This window comes from uncultured Tessaracoccus sp. (assembly GCF_947255005.1).
Lineage (GTDB): Bacteria > Actinomycetota > Actinomycetes > Propionibacteriales > Propionibacteriaceae > Arachnia.
Genome location: NZ_CAMYFI010000001.1, coordinates 14,280 through 40,259 on the forward strand (window position 1 = coordinate 14,280; position 25,980 = coordinate 40,259).

24 protein-coding genes and 1 pseudogene are annotated in these 25,980 nt (G+C 63.8%); 18 read left to right on the forward strand and 7 right to left on the reverse strand.

What is annotated here, in order from left to right:
* Positions 1-189 precede the first annotated feature (189 nt).
* On the forward strand, positions 190-1,098 hold the full coding sequence (locus Q0X61_RS00065; RefSeq protein WP_297738929.1) for a hypothetical protein: 909 nt from the start codon (positions 190-192) through the stop codon (positions 1,096-1,098).
* Positions 1,099-1,228: 130 nt separating this feature from the next.
* Here the strand turns inward: Q0X61_RS00065 and Q0X61_RS00070 are convergent, their stop codons facing one another.
* Positions 1,229-2,848 (reverse strand): cation acetate symporter, encoded by a 1,620-nt coding sequence (locus tag Q0X61_RS00070; protein WP_297738932.1) that lies wholly within the window; start codon positions 2,846-2,848, stop codon positions 1,229-1,231.
* A complete protein-coding gene (locus tag Q0X61_RS00075; RefSeq protein WP_297738935.1) occupies positions 2,845-3,204 on the reverse strand; it encodes a DUF485 domain-containing protein in 360 nt (119 codons plus the stop codon). The genes Q0X61_RS00070 and Q0X61_RS00075 overlap by 4 nt, the downstream gene beginning before the upstream one ends.
* Positions 3,205-3,349: 145 nt before the next feature.
* Between Q0X61_RS00075 and Q0X61_RS00080 the strand changes: the two genes are divergently transcribed.
* The 14 genes from Q0X61_RS00080 (at position 3,350) to Q0X61_RS00145 (ending at position 17,966) form a co-directional block, all read left to right on the forward strand.
* Entirely contained in the window at positions 3,350-4,189 is an 840-nt protein-coding gene (locus Q0X61_RS00080; RefSeq protein WP_297738938.1) for a formyltetrahydrofolate deformylase, read from the forward strand.
* A gap of 7 nt (positions 4,190-4,196) precedes the next feature.
* Positions 4,197-5,504, forward strand: coding sequence for a hemolysin family protein (locus Q0X61_RS00085; protein WP_297738941.1), 1,308 nt, complete (start codon positions 4,197-4,199; stop codon positions 5,502-5,504).
* Positions 5,497-6,705: a phosphotransferase gene (locus tag Q0X61_RS00090; protein ID WP_297738945.1), complete on the forward strand. Its 1,209-nt coding sequence runs from the start codon at positions 5,497-5,499 to the stop codon at positions 6,703-6,705. The genes Q0X61_RS00085 and Q0X61_RS00090 overlap by 8 nt, the downstream gene beginning before the upstream one ends.
* Positions 6,706-6,984: 279 nt before the next feature.
* Positions 6,985-8,121 carry a BMP family protein gene (locus Q0X61_RS00095; protein ID WP_297738948.1) on the forward strand — a complete coding sequence of 379 codons (1,137 nt, stop codon included), beginning with the start codon at positions 6,985-6,987 and terminating at the stop codon, positions 8,119-8,121.
* 127 nt (positions 8,122-8,248) lie between these two features.
* Complete coding sequence (locus Q0X61_RS00100; protein WP_297738951.1) at positions 8,249-9,829, forward strand: ABC transporter ATP-binding protein; 1,581 nt, start codon at positions 8,249-8,251, stop codon at positions 9,827-9,829.
* Positions 9,822-11,033 (forward strand): ABC transporter permease, encoded by a 1,212-nt coding sequence (locus Q0X61_RS00105; protein ID WP_297738954.1) that lies wholly within the window; start codon positions 9,822-9,824, stop codon positions 11,031-11,033. Before Q0X61_RS00100 ends, Q0X61_RS00105 begins: the two co-directional genes overlap by 8 nt.
* Positions 11,030-12,325, forward strand: a complete 1,296-nt coding sequence (locus Q0X61_RS00110) for an ABC transporter permease (RefSeq protein ID WP_297738957.1) — start codon at positions 11,030-11,032, stop codon at positions 12,323-12,325. The genes Q0X61_RS00105 and Q0X61_RS00110 overlap by 4 nt, the downstream gene beginning before the upstream one ends.
* Positions 12,322-12,720, forward strand: a complete 399-nt coding sequence (locus Q0X61_RS00115) for a cytidine deaminase (protein WP_297739347.1) — start codon at positions 12,322-12,324, stop codon at positions 12,718-12,720. Before Q0X61_RS00110 ends, Q0X61_RS00115 begins: the two co-directional genes overlap by 4 nt.
* A gap of 56 nt (positions 12,721-12,776) precedes the next feature.
* Positions 12,777-13,076: a hypothetical protein gene (locus Q0X61_RS00120; RefSeq protein WP_297738960.1), complete on the forward strand. Its 300-nt coding sequence runs from the start codon at positions 12,777-12,779 to the stop codon at positions 13,074-13,076.
* On the forward strand, positions 13,076-14,713 hold the full coding sequence (locus Q0X61_RS00125) for a putative T7SS-secreted protein (RefSeq protein ID WP_297738962.1): 1,638 nt from the start codon (positions 13,076-13,078) through the stop codon (positions 14,711-14,713). Before Q0X61_RS00120 ends, Q0X61_RS00125 begins: the two co-directional genes overlap by 1 nt.
* Positions 14,713-15,495 (forward strand): hypothetical protein, encoded by a 783-nt coding sequence (locus tag Q0X61_RS00130; protein ID WP_108870394.1) that lies wholly within the window; start codon positions 14,713-14,715, stop codon positions 15,493-15,495. Before Q0X61_RS00125 ends, Q0X61_RS00130 begins: the two co-directional genes overlap by 1 nt.
* A gap of 53 nt (positions 15,496-15,548) precedes the next feature.
* Positions 15,549-15,944 (forward strand): hypothetical protein, encoded by a 396-nt coding sequence (locus Q0X61_RS00135; protein ID WP_297738968.1) that lies wholly within the window; start codon positions 15,549-15,551, stop codon positions 15,942-15,944.
* 68 nt (positions 15,945-16,012) lie between these two features.
* The gene (locus Q0X61_RS00140; RefSeq protein ID WP_297738971.1) at positions 16,013-17,074 is read left to right on the forward strand and encodes an adenosine deaminase; all 1,062 of its coding nucleotides are present in this window, start codon (positions 16,013-16,015) and stop codon (positions 17,072-17,074) included.
* Positions 17,064-17,966, forward strand: coding sequence for an RNase H family protein (locus Q0X61_RS00145; protein ID WP_297738974.1), 903 nt, complete (start codon positions 17,064-17,066; stop codon positions 17,964-17,966). Before Q0X61_RS00140 ends, Q0X61_RS00145 begins: the two co-directional genes overlap by 11 nt.
* 7 nt (positions 17,967-17,973) lie before the next feature.
* On the opposite strand, the gene Q0X61_RS00150 is transcribed toward Q0X61_RS00145, so the two are convergent.
* Positions 17,974-18,426 carry a hypothetical protein gene (locus Q0X61_RS00150; RefSeq protein ID WP_297738977.1) on the reverse strand — a complete coding sequence of 151 codons (453 nt, stop codon included), beginning with the start codon at positions 18,424-18,426 and terminating at the stop codon, positions 17,974-17,976.
* A 116-nt stretch (positions 18,427-18,542) separates the two neighbouring features.
* On the opposite strand from Q0X61_RS00150, the pseudogene Q0X61_RS00155 reads away from it, so the two are divergent.
* A pseudogene (locus tag Q0X61_RS00155) lies at positions 18,543-19,394 on the forward strand (phosphoribosylaminoimidazolesuccinocarboxamide synthase); the annotation flags it as partial.
* A gap of 21 nt (positions 19,395-19,415) precedes the next feature.
* Here the strand turns inward: Q0X61_RS00155 and Q0X61_RS00160 are convergent.
* Genes Q0X61_RS00160 through Q0X61_RS00175 form a run of 4 tightly spaced genes read right to left on the reverse strand, consistent with a single transcriptional unit; the run spans position 19,416 to position 23,613 of the window.
* On the reverse strand, positions 19,416-20,543 hold the full coding sequence (locus tag Q0X61_RS00160; protein WP_297738984.1) for a carbohydrate kinase family protein: 1,128 nt from the start codon (positions 20,541-20,543) through the stop codon (positions 19,416-19,418).
* Positions 20,540-21,349, reverse strand: a complete 810-nt coding sequence (locus Q0X61_RS00165; RefSeq protein WP_297738987.1) for a carbohydrate ABC transporter permease — start codon at positions 21,347-21,349, stop codon at positions 20,540-20,542. Before Q0X61_RS00165 ends, Q0X61_RS00160 begins: the two co-directional genes overlap by 4 nt.
* Complete coding sequence (locus tag Q0X61_RS00170) at positions 21,346-22,248, reverse strand: carbohydrate ABC transporter permease (protein ID WP_297738990.1); 903 nt, start codon at positions 22,246-22,248, stop codon at positions 21,346-21,348. Before Q0X61_RS00170 ends, Q0X61_RS00165 begins: the two co-directional genes overlap by 4 nt.
* A gap of 3 nt (positions 22,249-22,251) precedes the next feature.
* Positions 22,252-23,613: an ABC transporter substrate-binding protein gene (locus Q0X61_RS00175; protein WP_297738993.1), complete on the reverse strand. Its 1,362-nt coding sequence runs from the start codon at positions 23,611-23,613 to the stop codon at positions 22,252-22,254.
* 159 nt (positions 23,614-23,772) lie between these two features.
* Between Q0X61_RS00175 and Q0X61_RS00180 the strand changes: the two genes are divergently transcribed.
* Both Q0X61_RS00180 and Q0X61_RS00185 read left to right on the forward strand, forming a co-directional pair.
* Positions 23,773-24,552 (forward strand): DeoR/GlpR family DNA-binding transcription regulator, encoded by a 780-nt coding sequence (locus Q0X61_RS00180; protein WP_297738996.1) that lies wholly within the window; start codon positions 23,773-23,775, stop codon positions 24,550-24,552.
* Positions 24,549-25,904, forward strand: a complete 1,356-nt coding sequence (locus Q0X61_RS00185; RefSeq protein ID WP_297738999.1) for a 6-phospho-beta-glucosidase — start codon at positions 24,549-24,551, stop codon at positions 25,902-25,904. The genes Q0X61_RS00180 and Q0X61_RS00185 overlap by 4 nt, the downstream gene beginning before the upstream one ends.
* The last annotated feature ends 76 nt before the right edge of the window (positions 25,905-25,980 follow it).

Here is a 25,980-nt window from a genome sequence, read left to right on the forward strand (position 1 = left end):
GCAGCCAGTTGGTTGCGGGGGCGCTTGGCGTTTTGGGGTTCCGGGCCTGGCCATGCGTGCCCTTAGGTGGCAGTTTGTCGCCCAATGATGGGCCGGAAAGTGCCATCTAAGGGCGGCTCGTCGGAAATGGTGTTGTCCGTTTCGACGAGACCCTGGCACGAAGCATTACAGCGCTTCGACGATGGATGCATGTTGCCACGCACACCCATACCTCAAGCCCTACTCGACCTCCTCGCCGCGCAACGTGGCGCCATCTCGACCGCCCAGGCGATCAGCTGCGGACTCACACCGAAAGCGCTACGTCGCATCGCGCGTGAATGGACGACGCTCGCGCCGGGCTTACACATCGTCGGATCAGTCACCTGGCTGCCGTTCGCCCGGGCCGCGCTGTTGCGTGGCGGGTCGGATGCGGCCCTCGGCGGGGCGGCCGCGGCCCACGTGCTTGGCTTCGTCCAGGAGCCGCCGTCGACGATCACCGTGTGGAGCCAGCGCAGGCGTTCGCCCTTGACACATGGCAAGCTGCGGGCGGTGTACCGCAGGGGAGAGCGGCACGCATGGGGGCAACTACGGCGCACGTCGGCGGAAGCGACGCTGCTGGATCTCGCCGGTGAAGCCGACGAGTTCACGCTCGTCGAAGGCGTCACGCGCGCGTGTGCGCGTCGGGCAACCACTCCGTCGCGCTTACGCACGGCGCTTGAGGCGCGGGAGCGGCAGGTGCGTCGAGCGCTCATCGAGCAACTGTGCGACGCGGCCGAGGACGGCGTCGACAGTGTGCTCGAGTGGCTCTTTCACGAGCGAGTGCTGGTCGCGCACGGCTTCGATCTGCCCAGCAGGCAGGGGCGCAGCCCGCAGGGATATCGCGTCGATGTGTGGTTTGAGGATGTCGGGGTGCTCGCCGAGCTCGACGGGAGCAAGTTCCACGACGGCGACGCCGACGCCGTGCGCGACAACCGGCATGCCATAGAGCTGGGTGTGGTCACCCTTCGTTTCACGTGGCGACAAGTGCTGCGTGAGGCTTGTGCTGTGGCGCGAGCGCTGACGCAGGCGTTGCGTACACGCGGCTGGCAGGGATCTTGCCGGGCATGCCCGCGCTGTTAGGTGGCAGATCCGCGCCCGTCATCGGGCGACAAACTGCCACCTAATGCGCTGTTTAACCGGGAACGCACGTGTTGCCTGGTCCCCGTCGACGGGGACCAGGCAACACGTAGCGATGAGGATGGGTCTAGTGCTAGTGCTCCAGCGCACCCTCGGCCCCGGCCCCGGTCATGGAGCGCACCTCCATCTCGGCGCTCTGCGCCGCGAACGCGTCGCCGTCGGGCTTCACGACGGAGCCAAGCCAGCCGAGGAAGAATCCCAACGGCACCGACACGAGGGCGGGGTTATCCAGCGGGAACCACGCAAAGTCCATGTCGGGAAGCATCGCTGTGGGCGCGCCGGACACGGCGGGGGAGAAGATGATCAGCACCAACGCGCTGATGAGCCCGCCGTAGATAGACCACAGCGAGCCCGCCGTCGAGAACTTCTTCCAGTACAGCGAGTACAAGATGGATGGCAGGTTCGCCGACGCGGCGATGGCGAACGCGAGCGCCACCAGGAACGCGACGTTCATCTCCTTCGCCGCGATACCGCCGACGATGGCCAGCACGCCACTCGCCACCGACGTGATCCGCGCCACCTTCACTTCTTGCCCAGGATCAGCCTTGCCGTCCTTCATCACAGAGTTGTAAATGTCGTGCGCGAACGACGCGGACGCAGTGATGGTGAGACCCGCGACGACGGCGAGGATCGTCGCGAATGCCACCCCTGCGATCACCGCCATGAGGATCTCGCCACCGAGGTGGAAGGCCAGTGCCGGGGCAGCCGCGTTGGCGCCACCAGGCATGCTCTTGATGGCGTCGGGGCCGACGAGCCACGCTGCACCGTAGCCGAGCACCATCGTCATCAGGTAGAAGGCGCCAATGAGGATGATGGCCCAGGTCACCGACTTGCGGGCTTCCTTCGCCGTCGGCACGGTGTAGAAGCGCATCAGCACGTGCGGCAGGCCCGAGGCACCGAGCACGAGTGCCAGCGAGAGCGAAATGAAGCCGGGGATGTTCGAGCCGTACTTGCCCATCGGATCCAGGATCTTCTCGCCGATCCCGCTCTCCGATGCGTTGTGCGTCTCGACGGCCTTCGACAGCAACTCAGAGATGTTGAATCCGGTGCTGACGAGAATCCAGAGGGTCATGATGAGCACGCCGGCGATGAGGAGTACCGCCTTGATCATCTGCACCCAGGTGGTTCCCTTCATGCCGCCGATGAGCACGTAGGCCACCATCAAAACACCGACGATGGCGATCACCAGGCTCTGCTGCATCCCGCCTTCAATGCCGAGCAAGAGCGACACGAGGCCACCCGCCCCCGCCATCTGGGCCAGTAGGTAAAAGAATGACACGGCGAGTGTGGACAGTGCCGCCGCCATACGCACCGGCTTTTGACGCATGCGGAAGCTGAGTACGTCGGCCATGGTGTAGCGGCCAGTGTTGCGCAGTGGCTCAGCGACGAGCAGCAGCGCCACCAGCCAAGCCACGAAGAAGCCGATGGAATACAGGAAGCCGTCGTAGCCGGTCAGCGCGACGGCGCCGACGATGCCCAGGAACGATGCGGCGGAGAGGTAGTCACCCGCGATGGCGAAACCGTTTTGCGTGCCGGAGAACTGCGCGCCGCCGGTGTAGAAATCTCCTGACTTCTTCTTGTGGCTCCCGCTCGTGACACGCACCACGACGAACAATGTGACGACGACGAAAGCAACGAAGATGGAGATATTAATGACGGGGTTGCCCACCTGGGATTCAAGCAGAGGCATCATCGCGCGCTCCTCTCCAGCTGCTCACGAAGCTCTTCCGCCAGGGGATCCACCTTGTGGTTCATATGGCGGATGTAGAGCCACGTGATGAGGAAGGTGGTGACGAACTGTAGGAAGCCCATGATGAATCCGATGTTGATGGAACCCACGACGCGGATGGACATGAAGTCTTGCGCCAGAGTGGACAGCAACACGTAGAGCGCGTACCAAATGAAGAAGGCAGCGGTCATGGGGAACGCGAACCCGCGGAACACCTTCTTGAGGTGGGCGAACTCGGCTGAGTTCTGGACGCGTTGGAACTCCTCAGTCGGAATGGTTCCCCTCGGTTCACCGTGGGGAGACGGTTGTTGGTCGGTCATGCGGTGACTCCTTTGTGCCGCTCGTGGCCGGTTGATTGCAACGAGGATGCACGAAGATCGGTCACATGACAAGGGCTCCGGTAGAAATCGTGTCAGTCATCAGTGAGCAGGGGGCGTCGATTGCGGAATGCAATAGGCTAAGCGCATGTCTGACTTGGTTCTCTCGCTGTGGTGCCCTGACAGGTCTGGGCTAATCCACGCCATGACTGCTGGCGTTGTCTCGGTGGGCGGCAACATCGTCGAGATGCAGCAGTTCGCGTCGCCGGATTCCGGGCAGTTCTTCGCCCGCGTGGAAGTGCAGGGGGCGGCTGCGCCCGAGCTGGAGAGCGCCATTCATGAAGAGATGGAGCGGTATCAGGCAACATTTCGGGTCGACGTGGTTGGGCGGGAGGTGCGAACGCTCATCCTCGCATCGAAGGCAGGGCACGCCGTCAACGACCTCCTGTTCCGCTCACACTCCGGCGCGCTGCCCATCGACGTGTTGGCGGTGATGGCGAACCACGACGTGCTCGCGCCCTTGGCGGAGTTCTACGACGTGCCCTTCACTCACCGATATGTGTCACCGGAAACGAAGGCGCAGTTTGAGGCTGAGGTGCGCCAGTTCGTCATCGAGCACGACGTTGAGCTGGTGGTGCTGGCGCGCTACATGCAGATTCTCAGCCCCGAATTGTGTGAGTTCCTCGCTGGGCGCGCCATCAATATTCACCATTCGTTCCTGCCCGGCTTCAAGGGGGCGAATCCCTACCGGCAGGCGCATAATCGTGGGGTGAAATTGATTGGGGCGACGGCGCACTTCGTCACCAGTGACCTCGATGAGGGCCCGATCATCGAACAAAATGTCACCAGGGTTGACCACTCGATGAATGTGTCCAAACTTGTCAGTAAAGGGCAGACGCAGGAATCCCAGACGTTGGCTGAGGCGGTGCGGCTGTTTGCAGAACACCGGGTATTGTTAGACGGTGACCGGACCGTGATTTTCCGGTAATGATTGCATGGCATTAGATATCGCGCTCATCGCGCTCTTCATCCTCATTGGTGGCACCTTCGCGGCCGCCGAAATGGCACTCGTCTCTCTTCGCGACTCTCAGGTTCGTCAGCTCAGCACGCGCGGACAACGTGGACAGGCCATCGAGAAACTCACCGCTAATCCAAACAACTTCCTCTCTGCTGTACAAATTGGGGTTACCGTCTCGGGCTTCCTGTCGGCATCCTTCGGTGCCTCGGCGATTGCCCCACGCGTCGCTCCGTGGCTGGTGTCGTGGGGTGTTCCCTCCAGGCTCGCGGACACGCTGGCCCTCGTCGGGTTGACGCTCGTGATCGCCTACTTCTCCATCGTCGTTGGCGAATTGACGGCCAAGCGCCTCGCCATGCAGCGTGCCGAGTCGTTTTCCTTGATGCTGGCACCCATGGTTGCCGGCATTGCGACGCTGATGCGTCCGGTGATCTGGCTCCTCGATGTGTCAACGAACGCGCTGGTGCGCGTGCTCGGCGGCGACCCCCAACAGGCGAGGGAAGTCGTCACCGACGAGGAGTTGCGGCAGATGGTGTCGAGCTCCGAAACTCTCGGCGACGAGGAACGTCGCATCGTCGATGAGGTGTTCCAGGCCGGTGAGTTGAGTCTCCGCGAGGTGATGGTGCCTCGCACCGAGGTCGACTTTCTGCCCGCCGATATGCCCATCCAAAAGGCCTACCGAGAGGTGCGTGGGGCACCGCGTTCTCGCTACCCGGTGACGGACGGATCGGCCGACAAGGTGATCGGATTCTTGCATGTGCGCGACCTGATGGACGTGGAGGGAACCGCGCGGGGTGGCGACGTGCGCAGCATCGTGCGCCCCATCCTGCACCTGCCAGAAACCATGCGCATTCTCCCCGCAATGACTGCCATGCGGAAGGGAAGCATGCACATTGCCGTCGTACGCGACGAGTACGGCGGCACGGCGGGTATCGTCACCATGGAAGATCTCATGGAGGAATTGATCGGCGACATCACCGACGAATACGACGTGCCGGAGCCGCGGGCACATCTGCAGGTGAACCAATTCGACGGACTCGCCACCATCGAGGAGTTCGCCGACGCCACGGGTTTCGTGATCCCTGAGGGGCCGTACGATACCGTCGCTGGTTACTTCATGTCGGTGTTGGGTGCGCTGCCTCAGGTGGGCTCGCGTATTTGCGTCGGGCTCCAGCCGAGCCAGATGCCTGCGGAGCCAATCACCGTCAATTTCACATTCGAGGTGACGGAGATGGATGGCAGGCGGGCCGCTTGGTTCTCTGTGCGCAGGGAAGATTCCCATGCTTGACGACGGTTCAGAGCTGCTGACGGGTCCGAACGTGGGTGATCTGCTCAAAGCGGCGGTGCGTCATGCGGGCGGTGAGCTGGTGAGCTGGAGCCTGGATCACGTCGATCAAGCCCCGGAGCAGTACACCACCGCTACCTATATGGCGAAGGTCCTCTGGCCGCACGGTGAGCGGGACGAGCTACTCGGTGTGTCGGCGCGCTCGGGCGGGCAGACCACGCCGTCGGACGCGAACGCGCAGATTTTCAACGACGGTAACCGCCGCGTCGCGGTGTGGCTCTACCCCAACGACCCCGATCTGCCGGGCCTTGCTCGGGCGGCCTTCCCCGATCGAATGGCGGAGGTGTTGAACCAGGGGAAGGTATTCGCACGCCCTATCACCGGCGAGCAGCTTTCGCTGTCCATGATTGGCTACCGACCGCGGCGTCGGGCCGTAGTCAAAGTAGTGGCGGAGTCGCAGGTGTTCTATGTGAAGGTGCTGCGGGAGCGGCTCTTCCCCGACGTGCACCACAAGCACGCACTGCTCCTCGACGCAGGCCTACCCGCCCCTGAAGTGGCGATGACCACGCCCGACTACCTGCTCGTGACTCGCGAGTTGCCGGGCACGTCGCTGGCGCGAGCGATCTTCGAGCCGGGCGACCCGTGCCAGGCGGAAGAGCTCATCGCCATGCTCGACGCCATGCCGCCTGCCGTCTCGCAACTGCACCGTCGCCCGCCGTGGTCGGACGCGGTGGAGCATTACGGGCGCCTCGTCGTCGCGCCGCTGCCAGCCCTCACCGATGAGGTGCGGTGGACGGTGCGCCACATTGAGCGTGGGCTTGAGCATTGTCCTCTGGGCGACGAGCCCACGCACGGTGACTTTCATGAAGGCCAGGTGCGCGTCGACGGCGGGCGGGTCGTCGGCATTCTCGACGTGGACACCGTCGGGCCCGGGCGGAGGGCTGATGACCTCGCGTGTCTCGTTGGGCACCTCATGACGATTCAGCGCATGAATGCGCAGCAAACAGCCAAGCTGCAGGACATTTTGACGCGCTGGGTAGGGGTGTTTGATAAGCGCGTCGACCCGGTGGAGCTACGCCTGCGTGCGGCGGCGGTGATTCTGTCGCTCGCGACGGGCCCGTATCGCAGCCAGGAACCCGACTGGGAGCACCAGACCCGCCAGATGGTGCGCTCCGCCTCCGACCTGGTCCGCCAGGTGGTGTAGACCGTGCCGCCGGGCGTGCCGCAGGCGGTTGAGTAGCCGCCAGAGGCGGCGTATCGAAACCGGAGCGAGATGAGTTCGACTCGCGGGCTGCGCCCGCGGCTCAATCATCGGGGAGGGCCACCCAGGTGGTTGAGTAGCCCGCGTAGCGGGCGTATCGAAACCAGGTCAAGACATCGTCGACGTTACGCTTAGGTAACGATTCGATGTCGATGGGTGCGCGCGGGCGTGCAAAGTACTACGCTCGGGGCGCCCTTTGACACGCCCCTCAGGAGGAAACCAGTGAAGAAGATCACTCAGTTGGGCGCACTTGCAGCAGCGTCGCTCCTTGCACTCAGCGCATGTGCCCAGCCCCCGGCCGAAACCACGAACGCCAGCCAGACCCCCGCCGCTTCCGGCGACGCTAGCGCCTCGTCGGGTGGTTCCGACGGCAAGGGCAGCGCCGAGAAGTTCAAGGCCTGCATGGTCTCTGACTTCGGAGGATTCGACGATAAGTCCTTCAACGAAACCTCGTACAACGGGCTCATGAGGGCCAAGGATGAGCTTGGCATCGAGACCGGACAGATCGAGTCGAATGCCGAGAGCGAGTACGCCGGCAACATCCAGTCGCAGATCAGCGCTGGCTGCAACATGATCATCACCGTCGGTTTCGCGCTGTCGAAGGCGACGGAAGCCGCGGCCAAGCAGAACCCGGACATCGACTTCGCCATCGTCGACTTCGGCTCCTTCGAGGGAGTCAAGAACGCCAAGGGACTCCTGTTCGACGCGGCCCAGCCCGGCTTCCTCGCCGGATACTCCGCAGCAGCAATGACCAAGTCTGGCAAGGTTGGCACCTTCGGCGGCGCACCGTATCCCACGGTTACCATCTTCATGACCGGCTTCGCGCAGGGTGTGAAGTACCACAACGAACAGAAGGGCACCAACGTCCAGGTGCTCGGCTGGCAGGATGACAAGCAGGACGGCACGTTCATCGGTGGCAACGATCCGTTCGGCGACATCCCCGCCGGCAAGAACACCGCGAATACCCTCATTTCGCAGGGCGCCGACATCATCATGCCGGTTGCAGGCCCCGCGGGCCAGGGCGCGCTGCAGGCCGCCCAGGAGACCAAGGGCAAGGTCAACGTGGTCTGGGTTGACACCGACGGCTACATCTCGGCACCCGAGTACAAGGACGTCGTCATCACCTCGGTGGAGAAGGCGATGGACGTGGCTGTGTTCGATGTGATTCAGCAGTCGATGAAGGGTGAGTTCAGCTCCGACGAATACATCGGCACGCTCGAAAACGAGGGTGCGAAGCTCGCACCGTTCCACGACTTCGAGTCGAAGATGCCCGACGGCCTCGCCGACGAGCTGAAGGAACTCCAGACGAAGATTGTCGCTGGCGAGATCAAGGTTGCATCTCCGCTCAACAACCAGTGACAATGCAGTAATAACTTGGGAGGGGTACCTGCCTCGGGTGCCCTTCCCAAGTCATGTAGGCGCTCAGGCGCCACGTGCGGCCATCCGCTACGATCATCGACGGCGCCAACGACGGCCAGGAGGAACCTTGAGCACTGCCGCAACCGACACCGCCCCGGTGCTGCACCTCGACGGCATCACGAAACGATTCGGTAATTTCGTCGCAAACGACTCCATCACCCTCGACATCGTTCCTGGGCGAATCCACTGCTTGCTGGGGGAGAATGGCGCCGGCAAATCGACACTGATGAACGTGCTCTTCGGGCTCCTCGAAGCCGACGGCGGCGAGGTCCGCGTCGGTGACGAAGCCCTGCGCGTCCACGGCCCTAGACAGGCGATGGACGCTGGCATCGGCATGGTGCACCAGCACTTCATGCTCATCCCGGTGTTCACCGTCGCGGAGAACATGGTGCTGGGGCGCGAAACCGGGTCGGCCGGCATGCTGGACCTCAAACGCGCACGTCAGCAGGTCAAGGAACTCTCCGAGCGATACCGACTACACGTCGACCCGGACGCCCTGGTTGAAGACCTTCCCGTCGGCATCCAGCAGCGCGTCGAAATCCTCAAAGCGCTCGCGGGGGGAGCTCAGTACCTCATCTTCGACGAACCCACCGCGGTGCTGACACCGCAGGAAATCGACGAGCTCATGGACGTGATGCGGGCGCTGCGCGACGAAGGCCGCGCCATCGTCTTCATCACCCACAAGCTGCGCGAGGTGCGGGAGGTGGCCGACGACATCACCGTCATCCGTCGAGGCAAAGTGGTGGGCTCGGCCGATCCCAGCGCCTCCGAAGCGGAGTTGGCGTCGATGATGGTCGGCCGCCCCGTCACACTCCAAGTGGAGAAGGAACCGGCCCAGCCAGGGGAGGACCGCCTCGTCCTCGAACACGTCTCGATCGCCGCACCGTCGGGTGCCGTCGCCGTCGATGATTTGTCGCTCACCGTGCGCGGCGGAGAGATCGTCTGCCTCGCAGGCGTGCAAGGCAACGGCCAGTCTGAACTCGCCGCCGGCCTGCTCGGCACCCTGCCCATCGCGACGGGAACCGTCACCCTCGACGGGGTGGACATCACGCACGCGAAGCCTCGCAGAACGATCGATGCGGGCCTGGGCTTCGTGCCGGAAGACCGACGCCGCGACGGTTTCGTCGGGGAATTCTCCGTTGCACAGAACCTCGTCATTAATAATCTGGACGCGTTCTCCAAGCACGGCAACCTCGAATTGGGGAAGATCGCCGACAACGCCATCCAGCGCGTCGAAGAGTTCGATATCCGCACGACGTCGACGTCGTCGCCGCTCAACTCACTGTCGGGTGGTAACCAGCAGAAGGTGGTGCTCGCCCGCGAGCTGTCGCGCGACCTCAGTCTGCTGCTGGCAAGCCAACCCACCCGTGGCGTCGATGTCGGTGCCATCGAATTCCTACACAAGCGCATCGTCGAGGAGCGCGACAAGGGCACCGCGGTGCTGATCGTCTCCACCGAGTTAGAAGAGGTGGAGTCGCTCGCCGACCGAATCGCGGTAATGTACCGCGGCAAGATCGTCGGCGTAGTGCCTTCCAACACATCCAGAGAGGTGCTCGGCTTGATGATGGCCGGTGTCAGCTACGACGATGCCATCGCCGGACAAGGCGACGACGCCACTGCGGCGAGAGGGGTGGAAACCGGTGAGTGACAACGAAACTCGCGAGCCGCGCGCTGCAAAGAGTTCCAAACCGAGAGCGCCGTGGGCCGCGTGGCTCAATTCCGCCGCGGTCACGTTCTGGGCCTTGGTGCTGGCGTTCCTCGTCGGTTCCATCGTGATGATTGTGCTCGACCCGGAGGTTGCCTCCAAGTGGGCGTACTTCTTCGCCCGCCCCGGCGACGCGCTCGGCGCGTCGTGGGAGAAAATGGCGACGACGTACTCGGCGCTCGTGCAAGGCGCATTCGGGTCGTGGGTGGCCTTCACGAAAACGACGGCGCAAGCCACGCCGCTGATCTTCGCGGGCCTGGGCGTCGCGTTGGCGTTTCGCGCGGGGCTGTTCAACATCGGTGGCCAGGGCCAGGCCATCATGGGTGCGGTTTGGGGAGCGTTTATCGGCTTCACGGTGAAGGGCCTTCCGCTGATCCTGCACCTGCCGCTCGTCATCCTCGTGGGCGTCACGTGCGGCATGCTGTGGGGCGGCATCGTCGGCTTCTTGAAAGCCAAAACCGGTAGCCACGAGGTGATCGTCACGATCATGCTCAACTACGTCGCGGTGTTCATGATGCAGTACCTCATGCAGCAGCGCGCCTTCATGGATCCGGGGCGAAACGACCCAATCGGCCCGCAGTTGCCCTGGTCGGCCACCCTTCCCCGCATCGACGGCACCCGCCTCCACCTGGGCTTTTTGTTGGCTTTGATCTGCGTTGGGCTCATCTGGTGGCTCCTCGAACGCACCACGCTCGGGCTGCGGATTCAGGCCGTCGGCCTCAACCCCCATGCCGCCGCGACGGCCGGCATGAATGTGTCGCAAGTGACCATCGTCACGATGGCGCTCGCCGGCGCGCTCGCAGGCATGGCGGGCGTGAACGCGGTCACCGCCCCAGAGATGCTCACCAGTTACCCCACCCAGCTGTCGGCGGGCATCGTCGGGGCCATCGGTTTCGACGCCATCACCGTCGCACTGCTCGGGCGCTCGCGCCCGCTGGGTGTGCTGTTCGCCGGGCTGCTGTTCGGTGCGCTCAAGGAAGGTAGCGTGCACATGCAGATCCACGCCAACACGCCGTCGGACTTGGTGAATCTCATCCAGGCGCTCATCGTGCTGTTCGTGGCGGCTCCCGCATTCGTGAAATGGCTCCTGCCGTTCCTGCGTGAGCGCAAAGTGAAGGTCGTGAAAGAGGAGGCGGTGACGGCATGACCACCACGTCGGTTTCCCCCAACGCGGTCAGCGCAGACACCAACGTCGAATCGGCGGAGAAGCGCCGCCACCGGTTGTCCTCCGGTGCGCTGATCGCCATCGTCGGGTTGCTTCTGCTGATCGGCGGCGTGACTTCCCGCGGCGTCTCGCAGATCGCGCTATCCGATGTGCTCGACGAGGTGCAGCTGCCGACGCTGTCCGTCCCGGCCGTGCCGGTGACGGTGTTTTGCGCCGTGGTGATGCTGTTTGTCGGCGCTTTTTTCCTGACGCGGAAGGTCCCTAAGCCCTGGTCGACGCTGCTCGGCACGCTGGCCGGCATCGCGCTGTTCGTCGGGTTTATCGTCTGGTCGGCTGCGGACGCGCCGCTGCCGTTCACGCTCACGAACCAGCTCAACGGCACGCTGCAGTACGCCACCCCCATCGTGCTCGGCGCGTTGTGCGGTGTGTTGTCCGAGCGCGCAGGTGTGGTGAACGTCGCCATCGAAGGGCAGATGCTGACGGCCGCGTTCACCGCGAGTGTCATTGCCGGGCTCACGCAGAATCTGTGGGCGGCCATGTTCGCCGCGGTGCTTGCAGGCGTGCTTTCTGCGCTGCTACTGGCCCTGTTCACGCTCAAATACCTGGTTGACCACGTGGTGCTCGGCGTGGTGGTGAACCTACTCGCGACGGGCTTCACCGGGTTTATGTACGAGCAGCTAGTGAAGGGCTCGTCGAACCTGAACTCCGTCTCCGTCATGATGCCGGTCGAGATCCCGGTGGTCAGCAAGATCCCGTTCCTCGGCCCTATCCTGTTCGTCCAACGCCCGCTCACGTACATCGCGGTGATCGCGGTGGTGTTCGTGTGGTTCATGCTCTACAAAACGAAGTGGGGGCTGCGTGTGCGTGCGGTGGGTGAACACCCGCACGCAGCGGACACTGTCGGCATCGACGTCATCCGCACCAAGTTCCAATCCGTGGTGCTCGGCGGCGTCTTTGCGGGCTTTGGCGGTGCGTTCTTCACGATTGGTAGCTCGGGCGCGTTCCAGACGACGGGCGTCACCGCTGGCAACGGTTTCATCGCGCTCGCAGCGGTGATTATGGGGCGATGGCACCCGGTGCTGGCGGCCTGCATGGCGTTGTTCTTCGGCTTCTCGAGGCAGCTCGCGCAGACGCTGAGCCCGTTGAATACCCCCATGCCGGGCGACTTCCTCTCCGCACTGCCGTACCTCATCACGATCGTCGCCGTTGCCGGGCTGATCGGCCGGGTGCGGCCTCCTGCCGCCGACGGCGAGCACTATGAGAAGAGCCACTGATGATCGACTGGGATACCCTTCTCGCCGAGGCCAAACGCATGACGAAATTCTCGTACGTGCCCTATTCCGAGTACCCAGTGGGAGCGGCGGCGTTCGTCGACGATGGCCGCATGGTCTCGGGGTGCAACGTGGAAAACGCTAGCCTGGGCATGACGCTTTGCGCTGAGTGTGGTTTGATCTCTGAGCTGTGGAAGTCGGGTGGCGGCAAGCTCGTCGCGTTCCTCTGCGTCAACAAGCTGGGCGAACTCATCATGCCGTGCGGCCGTTGTCGTCAGCTGCTCCACGAGCATGCGGGGGAGGGCCTCGTCGTGCGCACGCCAGAAGGCGATCTCCCTTGGGTGCAGGTGCTGCCGCAGGGGTTTGGGCCGAACGACCTCGAGCGAGTGCGTAGCTAGGAGACCCTGCCGCTCGACATATCGGTTTGACCTCCTGGCGTCGTATAATGCCCCCTATGGATTTCCGAGTGGATTGGTCGGTGCTGAGTGAGGCCAGGGGACGCCTTGAAACGATTTCCAACGTCGCGTCGTCGGCATCTCAGACGATGCGCATCCACCGTGTCTCGGATGCTCTCCCCGGTTCTATGAGCGCGGGACGTGCCGCGTCCCTCGACTCGGAGTTCCAGACTTCTTCCCGACAGATCGTCAGTCAGCTCGAGACGCACGCCCAAGCAATGGGGGAGACCGCCAGCGCGTATGAGCAGTGTGAGCAGCGGGCGTGTCAAGAGGTTGAGTCATTCTTTGGGGGCATCTGATGCAGTGGGGTGACGGACTCCGGGCGCAACCCAGCGAGCTGTCGGCGCAAGCTGCCGACCTCCGCTCCACATCGAGAACGCTCGGTGAGGTGAGCGACGGGCTACGTTCCCTCGACGTAGGTCAATGGCAGGGCCGTGCCGCGGAGGCTGAACATAAGCGACGAGAACGCCAATGCGAAGCGATCGACAGACAGATCAAACAACTGGATCCGATCGCCGAGGCACTGGAGACAGCAGCATCGTCGTTGAGCGATATCCAGGATGCTCAACGCCGCACAGTCGACAAAGCCCACCGGTGGCAGTTCGAGATCGGAGACTGGGGGTGGATCACCGACGTCGCAGGGTTCAATATCGATCCCCGGCGCCCGTTCGTGCGTGCTGGTCTCGCCGCGTCAGTAGTGTCGCTCACGTTCCGGCTGAATACGACCGATGGCAAGTTGGCGGCCAAGCTGTTGTGGCAGGACGGGCTGGGTGATCTCCGCGAACTGGGTGCGGGGATTCGCGATGGCGTGGAAGACGCCATCGACTGGACGGGGGATCGCATTGAAGACGGGCTCTCCTGGGCATCCGATCAGTGGGATGAGCACGTCCAGCCACGTATCGATGCTGCTGGCGCGGCTTGGGACCGGCTGAAGGATGGCATCGACAATCCTCCCCAGTGGTTTACGGATTGGGTTGAGGACGGAAAGCCCCCGTACATCTCGCAGGTGGGTGGCGAAGCCATCACCGTAGCGGCACGCGGAATTGGTGTCATCGCTAACGCGATTACGGGTGAAGACCAGCACATTGCCGACGACGGACTGCCATGGACAGGTGATACGCGAGTGGCCGGAAAGGGCGAAATCGCCGGCATCAATGACCTCATGGACATCACTATGGATGCCTATAACCGGGGGGACGCTGATCGCAACTCGGTGACCGTGACGGCCGTGGTCGGCGCGGATGGCCAGGTTCGATACATTGCATCGATTCCAGGCACCGCGGAAAAGATGTTTACCAAGGCTGGTTGGGGAGGCGCGCCGTCGGGCCTGGACTGGTCCGCCAACTTCGCCCACATTGGGGAAGGACCGACTGCTGCGACGCAGGGTGCCGCCGACGCGGTCCAGCAAGCCATCCAGCAAGACATCGAGTACCGCCGCCAGCGCGGCTTGCCGGTGCCCGAGGGCAAGCCGGAACTCCTGCTCACTGGCCACTCGCAGGGCGGCATCATCGCTGGTCAGATGATCACTTCGTCGCATTATCTGGATGGCTATGACGTGAAAGGCATCGTGAGTGCTGGATCGCCCACGGAGACCCTCAACATGGACCGCAGCGTGCCCGTCACTAATTTCCAGACGCAGTACGATCCGATCCCGAGAGCCGATCTCGACGGCAGGCGCGTCAACGGCTCGGTCGATCCCACATCGAACGTTACGAACATCACCATGCCCCATTCGGGCCAGAATGGGCCGGGCGACTACTTGCCGACGTACACTCACCAACAGACCACCTATCAGCAAGATATTGCGACTCTCAGCAGCGGCCAGGGAAGTCCTGAGAATGTGGCGGCAGTGCGTCAACTCGATGAGCAATACCGCCACTTTCTGCACGGGGACACGACGACCTACAAGACGCAGTTCGGACGGGAGTACCGTTGATGACCTCCACGATGCACACCGAGGGGCCGCTGCGCGTCGGGTTGGTCGGTCAGCAGGCTTGGGCAAGCGCAACCGAACTCATCACGGGCCCAGAGCTGCCGCATGTCGACGAGGACCTGCGCGATGATTGGGCGGCCGCCGGCATAGAAACCCCAGCCGGCCTCGACCCCCAGTGGGGGATCGCTCTGGAACTCACCCGCACCGCGAAGATCGCTCTCCAGCTGGTGTCGCAGTACGCAGATGTCGTGTTCGAATCATCCCTGCTCGTTGGCAACCAGGACTGCGTCGCTATCACTCAGCGGTGCAAAGTTGAGGATGGGCCGGATGGGCCGGAGGTTGTCGGCGCGCATCCCATGATCGAGGTCGCCTTGGCCCCCACCGCCCAGATATGGAGCCTCATTCGTCGCGTACTGCCGCCGCTCGACGACGCCCGTGCGACGCCGATCCGTCCCGGTGCGGGATATGAGCCCATCGTTGTTGTGCTCGAGAATGTCCCGGATTCCCTACGAGACGATCCTTCGGCCTTGCTTCGCAGGGTTCCTGATATGCCGGATCTTCCCGACGATGCTCGTGATGCACTGCACCCCGAGGCGAGTGTATTTGCGATTGGTATGGCAGAGTTCCCCGACGGCACCCATCACTTCAACGACGCGTGGTCCATTGGAGCACGCGGCCTTTACCATATGGTGCCCGGCCAGCCGGGAATCGTTCGCGTACCTGCTGGCCATCTTGGCGGGAGCCTCATCCATCAGTTGGCTGATTTGACGAATGGACGGGCATGAACGCCGTCGCGCGACGTTGGGTCATACTGGCTGCGACAGGAGGTGTACTCACCATGGGACTCTCTGGCTGTAGTGGCAGCCGCGAAACGGAACCTGACGAGACCGACTTGAATCAGCAACTCGTCGACGCTATCGAGCGAATCAACGGAGTTACTGCAACGAGCGAGTTCACCTACACGCTCGTGGGAATGTTTTTCTCGAAGAACGGATGGATCTCGGGCCGCGTCGATACCGACGCTACGTCTCGCGATGAGCTCCGCAGCATACTCGACGAGGTGGGGCGAGCTATCGTCGAGGTGCACCGAGGCAACTACCGCAACATTGAGCGGGTGACGATTGACGTCGTGGCAGCAGATCAGAAGCAGTCTCTCCGGTTTAAGGACGTCATTGACAAAGCCGTTGTGAGCGTGGATGACATCGCCGATTTCTACGGCATTCCCCGGCATTGATGCGTTGCAGGCTCACCCGCAGGTAACGCGTGTCGACGTTGTCGGAGCGCAGGGCTAGGCTGACGCGTATGGACATGGAACAGTTGAAGGCCTTGCCGAAGGTGGCCCTGCACGAGCACCTCGACGGTGGGCTGCGAGGGCAGACCGTCATTGATCACCTCGGCGACATCGGTCACGAGGTGCCCTGCCTGGATGCCGACACCCTGGAAGGTTGGTTCTTCGAGCAAGCCGACTCGGGCTCGCTCACGTCCTACCTGCAAACGTTCGACTACACCGTCGCGGCCATGCGCAACCGCGAGCACCTCATGCGTGTTGCGAAGGAGGCCGTCGAAGACCTGGCCGCCGACGGCGTCGCCTACGCAGAGCTACGGTGGGCGCCCGAGCAGCACGTCACACGCGGTCTCACGGTCGAGCAGGCGGTCGAAGCCGTGCGCGACGGCATCGCCGACGGCGTCGCAGCGGCGCAGGCCGACGGGCGCCCGATCACCGCGCGACAGATCCTCACCTCGATGCGCCACGGTGAACCGACGTGCGACATCGCGCAGCTCGCCCTCGACTTCCGCGACGATTCCGTCGCTGGCTTCGACATCGCAGGCGCGGAGGACGGCTTCCCCTGCACTCGCTTCGCAAAGGCCTTCGAGCACCTGCGTCGCAACAACTTTCCGTTCACGATTCACGCCGGTGAGGCGGTCGGCTCGAAGTCTGTGTTCGAGGCGATTCAGGTGTGCGGGGCGCGCCGGATCGGCCACGGTGTGCGCATCGTCGAAGACATCGACCTCACCGGCGAGCAGCCCGCGCTGGGGCGCCTCGCGCAGTACGTGCTCGACCAGCAAATCATGCTCGAGGTGTGCCCGACGTCGAACCTGCAAACAGGTATCGCAGATTCCATCGAACAGCACCCCGTCGGGCTGCTGTTCGACCTGGGCTTCAACATCTCCATCAACTGCGACAACCGCCTGATGTCCGGCACCTCCATGAGCCGCGAGTTCGCCCGCGTCTCCGAGGCCTTCGGCTGGGGCGTGGATGACTTCGAGCGCATCACCGTCGATGCGCTTCAGGCGTCGTTCCTGCACCACGACGAGAAGCTCGACCTGCTCGAGCGCGTCATCCTGCCTGGCTATGGCCACTGACGAACTGGTGGCGGCGGCCGACGGGTCGTCGCTCAGCAATCCGGGACCGGCCGGCTGGGCCTGGTACATCGATGACACCTGCTGGGCGGCTGGTGGCTGGGAGCGCGGCACGAACAACATGGGTGAGCTCATGGCGGTGCTGCAATTGCTGCAATCCACCGCGAACAGCCCGCGCCCACTGAAGGTGCTGTGCGACTCGCAGTACGTCATCAACTCGATCACGAAATGGATGGCAGGTTGGAAGCGTAAAGGGTGGAAGAAAGCCGACGGCAAACCCGTCCAAAACGTTGAGCTCATGAAGGCCATCGACGAGGCCATGCGAGGCCGCAGCGTGTCGTTCGAGTGGGTGAAGGGGCACGCGGGGCATCGCCTCAACGAGGCCGCCGACGCCCGAGCTCGTGCCGTTGCCGAAGCGTTCCAATCCGGCCGTCGCCCAGACGTCGGGCCAGGCTTCGACGGCGCTCCCGCCTGCAGCTCGGAGTCGGCCTTCGAAGTTGGGCAGTGTGAGGAAGAACCCGACTTGCTCACCGTCGCGGCGGAAACGGCGCCCACGAACCGCACGCCTGGCACGGCATCGTCCAGAATCAAGGGCGAGCTGTTAGCGCTCACCAAGAAGCTCGTCTCCGACGAAGTGCGCACCGACGAGACCAAACTGAGCAAGTTGCTGCACCCCGACGTGATCTCGCACTCGGCAGATGGACAGGTCGTCGACGCAACGTATGGCGCCTGGAAACCGCTCGATGACAAGGGCTTCGAGGTGCTCGGCATCGATCAGTACGCCGACGGCGTGGTGGGCATGCGCTGGCAGCAGCGCACCAAACTGCGATTCAACCTGTGGCAGCGCACGGGCGGCGGCTGGAAGCTGCGCTTCGCGCAGGTCACGAAGCGCTGACAGCGGCTCAGCGGTGCGTCCACCGCTGAGCGGCTGAGATGGGCCGAGCAGGCCCGGCGCGCGTCACGAGCGTGAGATAGACCGTCGCAACGACGGCGATCCACCCCGCCATGACGGCCGGAATCAGGAAGATCCCGGCCATGTCGGCCAGCGTGTAGTGCTCCTGCTGTTCCGGGGCACCGAGAAAGTACGTCACCTGATAGGCGACAATCCCGCCGATGATGCCGATCACGAACATCGTGATCGTCCATATTGTGCCGAAGCGCGGATCACGCTTCGGGTGCTCGAGAGAAATCAACAGCCCAGCCAACCAGATGACACCGCCGGCGATCCCTGCTCCGAGGAGATGACCTTTCGCCAGGAGCTGTTGCAGCCCCCACTCAACGCCGAACAGCAACGTGAACGCCAGGCCCACCCACACAGCGACGAGCAACACCAGCAGTCGAACGATGTGTCGCATACCTTCGAGCATATGGGCAACCTGGGTTCAGGAGCCGCATCCCCGTCTTCCGCGCCTGGCAACGCGAGCTGCCCTTTCCCGCACCCCAAGCGCCTGCAGCGACTAGCATCACGAGTGTGAACCAGTTCCAGGAAACACTTGGCTTGCCCCTTCGCCACGCGGGAAAGGTTCGTGAGCTGTACGACATCCATGTCGACGGGCGCCCCTGCGTGCTGATGGTAGCCACCGACAACATCTCGGCCTTCGATCACATCCTGCCCACCCTCATCCCCAACAAAGGCGCCGTGCTGACGAAGCTCAGCTCGTGGTGGTTCAAGCAGCTCCCCGACGTTGCAAACCACCTTGTCACCGATGAGGTTCCCGACGAAGTTGCGGGCCGAGCGGTGATCGTCGAGCGCCTCGACATGGTGCCGGTCGAGTGTGTTGCCCGCGGCTACCTGACTGGATCTGGCTGGGCGGAGTACCAGGCGTCTGGCACCGTGTGCGGCATCCAGCTGCCCGACGGTCTGCGCGACGGCGACAAGCTGCCGGCCCCCATCTTCACGCCCGCGATCAAAGCCGAACTGGGTGACCACGACGAGAACGTCGACTTCGCCACCATCGCCCGTCTGCACGGGGAAGAGCTCGCCAACTCGCTGCGCGAGGCCACCTTGGACATCTATGCACGCGCAGCCGACATCGCCGCTCAGCGCGGTATCATCCTCGCCGACACGAAGCTTGAGTTCGGGCTCCGCGACGGCCAACTCGTGCTCGCCGACGAGGTGCTCACCCCGGATTCATCGCGTTTCTGGGACGCGCATGCCTGGAAGCCTGGCGCGTCGCTGCCCAACTTTGACAAGCAGTTCGTTCGTGACTGGCTGACGCACGAATCCGACTGGGACCGCGTCTCCGAGCCTCCGGCTCTGCCCGACGACGTGGTCGACGCCACGCGTGAACGCTACTTGGAGGCCTACCGGAGGATCACGGGAAGCGAGTTCGTCTGAACCCGTTCAGTCGTGGAGGTCGGAGTGCAGCGCGAAGGTTCCCTCAGCTCTCCGCACGCCAGCCACCTGATGGCTCGGAATGACATCGGCGAGGAAGGCGTAGTCGTGGCGGATGTACTCGGCTTTGAGGTCGCCACCCTCAGCGCGGGCGAGTAGGCAGCGCCACCAGTCGGAAATGTCGCCCCAGCCCGGTGCCGCCAGCGAGCCACCAAACTGCTGCACTGCCAGCGACGAGCATAGAGCCGCGAACCGCAGCCGGTGCTCGAGCGTCCAACCCGCCAGCGTCCCCAGCACGAGCGCGGACGCAAACACGTCGCCCGCGCCAGTGGCGTCGATGGCTTCGGTGGCCACCGCGGGGCAATAGGCCTCCTCGCCGGTGGTCTGGTCGATGGCGTACGCCCCGGCAACGCCGTCGGTGACGACGGCGAACGGCACGAGCTCGGCGATCTTCCGCACCGCCTGGGTGGGGGAGTCCGTGCGCGTGTACTGCATGGCCTCTACCGCGTTGGGGGTAAACGCGTGGCAGTGGCGCAACGGCCCGAGCACCGCCGGGTCCCACTTGTCCGTGTCGTCGTAGCCGATATCAGCGAACAGCAAGGTGCCGCGGGATGCCAGGGTCGGCCACCACGACGTTTCGCCAGCCAGGTCCAGCACCGCGGCCCGCGACTGCGGTGCACCTAAGATGTAGGGCTCGAGCGGGGTTGGAGGCTCGTGCATGTGCGTCACCATGGCGCGGTCGCCGTCGACGGTCATCGCCACCGTCGTCGCGGTGTGGAAGTGTTTGAACCGTGGTGACGACGTCAGGTCGATGCCTTCCCTGTCAGCCAGGGTCTCCCACAGCCAATCGGCGTAGGCATCGTCGCCGAATCCCGCGACGAGCCCGGTGCGCAGACCGAGGCGCGCGAGCGCGGTGGAGAGGTTCGCAATGCCGCCTGGGCAAGAGCCCATTCCCGACGTGTACAGTTCCTCGCCCGGCTTCGGCAGCCGGCTCAAGCCGGTGAAGATGAGGTCGAAGAAGACGGTGCCGGTGCTGAGCACGTCGAGTGGGGGATCGTCGGGGGATCGGGTGGTCCGCAGCGGGTCCCATTTCCAGCAATACTCGCAGAAGTCGTCGAGATGCTCGTGGTCGGTCATTCTTTCGCAGATCCTTCCAACATGCCGTCAATGAAGTACCGCTGCAGCATCAGGAATACCATGACGATGGGAGCGGCAATGATGAGCCCGGCGGCAGCCATGAGGGCGCCGTCGGCGGTGTATTGGCCCTTGAAGACGGACAAGCCGAGCGGGGCCGTGCGCCACTCAGCACCCGGCGACATGACCAGTGGAATCATGAACTCGTTCCACGTCCACATGAACATGAGCACCGTGACCGTGGCGATCGAGCCCGTGGCGGGAGGGATGAACACCTTGCGCAGCGCGGTGAAGCCGTTGCAGTGGTCGAGCGCGGCGGCTTCGAGCAGGCTCGGTGGCATGGCGCGGAACTGGGCGCGCATCCAGAACGTGCCGAACGCGATGGACTGGGCAACCTGCGGCATGGCCACGGCCCAGAGCGTGTCGGTGAGCTGCATCGAGCGCAGGTCGTAGAACAGGGGGATGATGATGGCCTCGGCGGGCACCATCATGCCGAACAGGAAGAGGTAGAACAGTATCGTCGAGCCCCGGAAGCGCATGGTGCCGAAGGCGTACCCCGCCAGTATCGAAAGCACGAGCGCGACGGGCACCACGAACCCTGCGACAGCGAGCGAGCGCAGCAGCGCCGGCCCGAACGCGCCCTGGTTCCAGGCGTCCACGATGTTGTGCCAGTGGGGGCCAGGTTCTGAAACACCAAGCTGTGGCGACAGCGCCGTCAGCACGATGGTGATGATCGGGAAGATGGCGAAGAGGCTGAAGAGCGTCAAAATGACGTAGTTGAGGGCTTTCTCACCGGCGGACACCTTCATCGCGACACCTTCTTTTCCTCGCCGATGCGGTTCACCACGATGTTGATGCAGAACACCATCACGGTGAGGAACACAGCCACGGCCGACGCGGAACCCACCTGCTTCAGCTGGAAGGCCCGGTTGTATACCTCGTAGCTCGGCACCGTCGTCGCAGTGCCCGGCCCGCCGCTGGTGGTCATGTACACCAGATCGAAGGTCTTGAGCGCGGCAATGATGGTGAGTACGAGCGACGTGGCGATCTCCGGGCGGACCGCGGGCAGCGTGATGCCGAAGAACTCACTGATCGGCCCGGCGCCATCGATGCGGGCAGCCTCGTAGAGTTCGCCGGGGATGCGGTTCATGCCCGCCAGCAGCAGCAACATCACGAGGCCAGTTTCGAGCCAGAATCCGATGATGCCGACGGCGGTGAGCGCAAGCTTCGGGTCACCCAGCCAGCCGATGTCTGACTGGATACCGATCCAGCCGAGCATGGAGTTGAGCGTGCCGTTGGGGGTGTAGATCTGGCGCCACGCGACGGCGACCACGACGAGCGCAATCACCTGCGGCACGAAGATGAGCACCCGGTACACACCCATCCCGCGCACGTTGCCCCGTCGAAGAATGGCAGCCAGCACCAGGCCGACGATGAGCGGCAGGATGGCGTAGAACAAGATCAGGTAGAACGCGTGGCTGATGGCGGCGAGGAACCGCTGATCAGTCACGAGCGAGGAGTAGTTGCCGAGCCCGACGAAGGTCGCGGGGCCGAACCCGCTCCACTCATACAGCGAGAACTGGGCGGTTCGCGCCACCGGGTAGAGCAGGAATCCTCCGTAAATGAGGAGGGCCGGGAGCAGGTACAGGTACGGCGTCCACCGCCCCCGTACCACTGCCGACGGCCGCTCCCGACCCTTCTTCGACATCAGTTACTCACCCACGAACTTCGAATAGTCATCCTGGAAAGACTGGAGTACGTCTTCAGGAGACTTCTGTCCGCCCAGCGCCTCCTGGAGGCCCTGGCCAGCGGTGTCCGCGAAGCTCGGTGTCGCGTAATCGAGGTAGGGCAGCAGGGTGCCTTCGGAAGAAACCTTGTCGAAGGCGACGAAGATGTCGTGCTGCACGCCCGAGTCTGGTGCGAGTTCGGCCGTGTTGTTCACCGGCATGCCGCCCTTCTCGGCGATGATCTTCATGGCCTCGTCGCTGGTGATGAAGTCGATGTAGGCCGCGGCCGCGTCGACGTTCTTCGCCTTGGCCGGAATTGCGAAGGGGATGCCGGTGCCGCCGGTGGTGGCGAGCTTGCCGTCGACCCCGGGTGGCGGAGCCATGAATCCGAGATCGTCCTTCATGGTGCCTTCCAAGTCGGTGCCCACCCAGCTACCGGCGGGCAGGAACACGCCGGTGCCCTTGCCGAAGCTCGCCCATGCCGGGTCGTAGTCGGTGCCGTTCGGTGAGGAGCCGAAGTAGCCGTCCTTCGCCCACTTGGCGAACTGCGTCATGGCCTCTTTGTTGGCATCCGACGTCCAGTCGGCACCCGCATTGCCCATGCCGAGCTTCACGATCTCTTCCGAGGGCACGTAGTTGGCCTGCAACGGGCCGAAGACGTGGAGCGCGGGCCACTGCTCGAGGTTGCCCAGCACCATGGGCTGCTCGCCCGCTTCCTTCGCCTTGTCGAGTGCGGCGAAGTACTCGTCCCACGTCGTCGGGGCCTCGATGCCAAGCTGCTCGAGCTTCTTCTTGGAGTAGAAGAGGCCGACGATCTCACCGGTCTGCGGCACGCCGTACAAGTTGCCTTCACCGAAGGTCTTGGCGTCGTCGGAGTAACGCACCTTGCTGAGGACAGACTCAGAGAAGCGGTCGCCCCAGCCGTAGGCCTTGGCGTACGGCTCGAGGTTGACGAGCTGGTTAGCAGCCACGTATTGGCCCATGTCGCCGCGGGCGTTGTTGACCTGCGCGACATCGGGCACGTCGTTGCCGGACAGTGCGAGCGCGATCTGCTGCTGCAGGTCGTCGTTCGACTGGCTGGTGCGCTTGATCTTGATGTTGGGATACTTCTCTTGGAAGGCCTTGTTCAGGGCCTCCAGCGCGTCGTTTTGGGAGCCACGAACTTCCTGGTCCCACACCTTCAGCTCGACATTGCCCAAACTCGCAGGATCGGTGCTGATTTCGCTGGGCGCCTTCGACGGTGTTTCGCCCGAGGCGTTGTCGCCGCTACCGGGCGCGCACGCCGAGAGCGTGCCGATTGCAAGTGCCGGGGCGAGGCCCAGCACGAGGAACTTGCGACGTCGCATGTTGCTCCTTCACTGATGTAGCTTCACTGGTACTTCGGCCGCTAACGCGCAGGTGTGCGAAATCGGTCGTACAGCCCCAGCATGTCAGAACATGAGCGAATCAGCCACCTTTTTCGTAAAAATGACTGAAGTTGCTTGATTGGGTGCTACGTTTATGTCGTGCTCACCGAAGACCGACATCTCCGCATCGTGTCCGCCGTGCGCGACCGTGGGTTCGTGACGGTGCAGGAGCTTTGTGATGCCTTGGGCGTCTCCGAAGCTACGGTGCGCCGCGACCTCGACGCGCTCTCGAAAGCCGGCAAGCTGCGTCGCCTTCGCGGGGGCGCAGGCGACGCGTTGGGTACCATCCGACCCGAGCGCGACTTGCGTAGTTTCAGCGAGGTGGCCGAGTCGGCCTCCGACGCCAAGCGCGCCATCGGGCAGGCGGCCGCGCACCTCGTCGAAGATGGAGACGTCATCGCCCTCGACAGCGGCACGACGGTCGCCGCGATGTGCCCGGTGTTGGCGACGAAGTCGCTCACGGTGGTCACCGCGTCACTCGCGGTGGTCGATGCCTTGGCGCAGGCGCCGGCGGTGGATCTCGTCGTGGTAGGTGGCCTACTGCGTGCCAACTACTGCTCCATGGTGGGCACCTGGGCCGAGCAAATGCTCAGCCAAATGCGTGTCGACAAGGCGTTCCTCGGTACTGCGGGCGTCGCCCGTGACGGATCGGTCCTGGATTCGACGCCGAGCGAGGTGCCCATCAAACGTGCACTGATGCACTGTGCAGGCTCGTCGTACTTGCTCGCTGACGCAGAGAAATTCCCCGGTTCCGGCTTCCTCAAGGTGAGCGGGCTGGACGCCTTCAGTCACTTGATAACCGACGCGGAGCCGCAAGGTTTTGCGATTCCCGACGAAACCGCGCTCGTCGTGGCGCACAGTGAGGAGCAGACGAAATGAGACTGGCGATCCTTGGCGGTGGCGGATTCCGCACGCCGCTGGTGTACGAAGCAGTCGCACAGGAAGTCACCGGGATGCACGTTGACGAGGTCGTACTCTTTGACGTCGACCCCGCCCGCCTGCGCGTGATCGAACGCATCACTGCTGAGATGGCGGCGCGGATCGGCGACGGTGCCACGTCCGTGCGCGTCGCAAGCGACCTCACCGACGCCGTGCGCGGCGCCGACTTCGTCTTTTCCGCCATCCGCGTGGGGGGCACCGCGGCGCGCACCGTCGACGAGCGCGTAGCCCTGAACCTGGGGCTACTCGGCCAGGAAACGATCGGCCCCGGCGGGTTGGCCTACGCGCTGCGCACCATCCCCGTGATGCGCCAGGTTGCAGAAACGATCACCCGCGAAGCCCCGGACGCCTGGGTGATCAACTTCACCAACCCGGCAGGCATCGTCACCGAGGCCATGCAACAGGTGCTCGGCCACCGCGTCGTCGGCATCTGTGACACCCCCATCGGCTTGGTGCGCCGCGTGGCTCGGGCGTTTGACAAGAATGTCGCCGACGTCGAGTACGACTACCTCGGCATCAACCACCTCGGCTGGCTGCGCGAGGTGCGCATCGACGGCAACAACCTGCTGCCCACGCTGCTCGCCGACGACGCGCTCATCGAAGGCATCGAAGAAGCGCGCATCATCGGCATCGACTACGTGCGCCAGATGGCCGCCCTGCCGAACGAGTACCTCTACTACTACCTGCACACCGATGAAGCCATCCGCCGCATTCTCGACGCCGGGCAAACCCGTGGCGAGTTCCTGCAAGCCCAGCAGCGGAAGTTTTACGACGAGGCTAGCGCCGAGTGCTGCGGGTCGCCGCTGAAGGTGTGGCGCGACGCGCTGCACACCCGCGAGGCCACGTACATGGCGGAGGGGCGCGACGAGGAGCGTCGCGAGGAAGACATCGCCGGCGGCGGGTACCAGGAAGTGGCGCTGCGGCTCATGACAGCCATCGCTACGAACACGTCGGAGAAGATGATCCTCAACGTGGCCAACGGCGCAGGTTCGCACGGGCGCATCGTCAAGGAGTTGCCGGATGATCTCGTGATCGAGGTGGGCTGCATAGTGGACGCCGACGGGGTACACCCGAAGCATGTGGCTGCGCCGTCGCTCGAGCAACTCGGGCGAATGTCCAGACTGCGCGGTGCCGAGCGCTGCATCCTCGAGGCCGCCATCACTGGCGACACCGGTGCGGCCTGGGAAGGATTCGCCACGCATCCGCTGGTGGATTCCCCCACGAAGGGCCAGCAGCTGCTTGACGGCTACCTCGAACAGTCTGCCGATATCGCCGCCATCCTTGAGCGGTAACGCATACATAGCAATCAACTTCGATCACAGGAGGGCTCATCTCGAGCCCTCCTGTTTGTTATTGCGTGAAATAAAG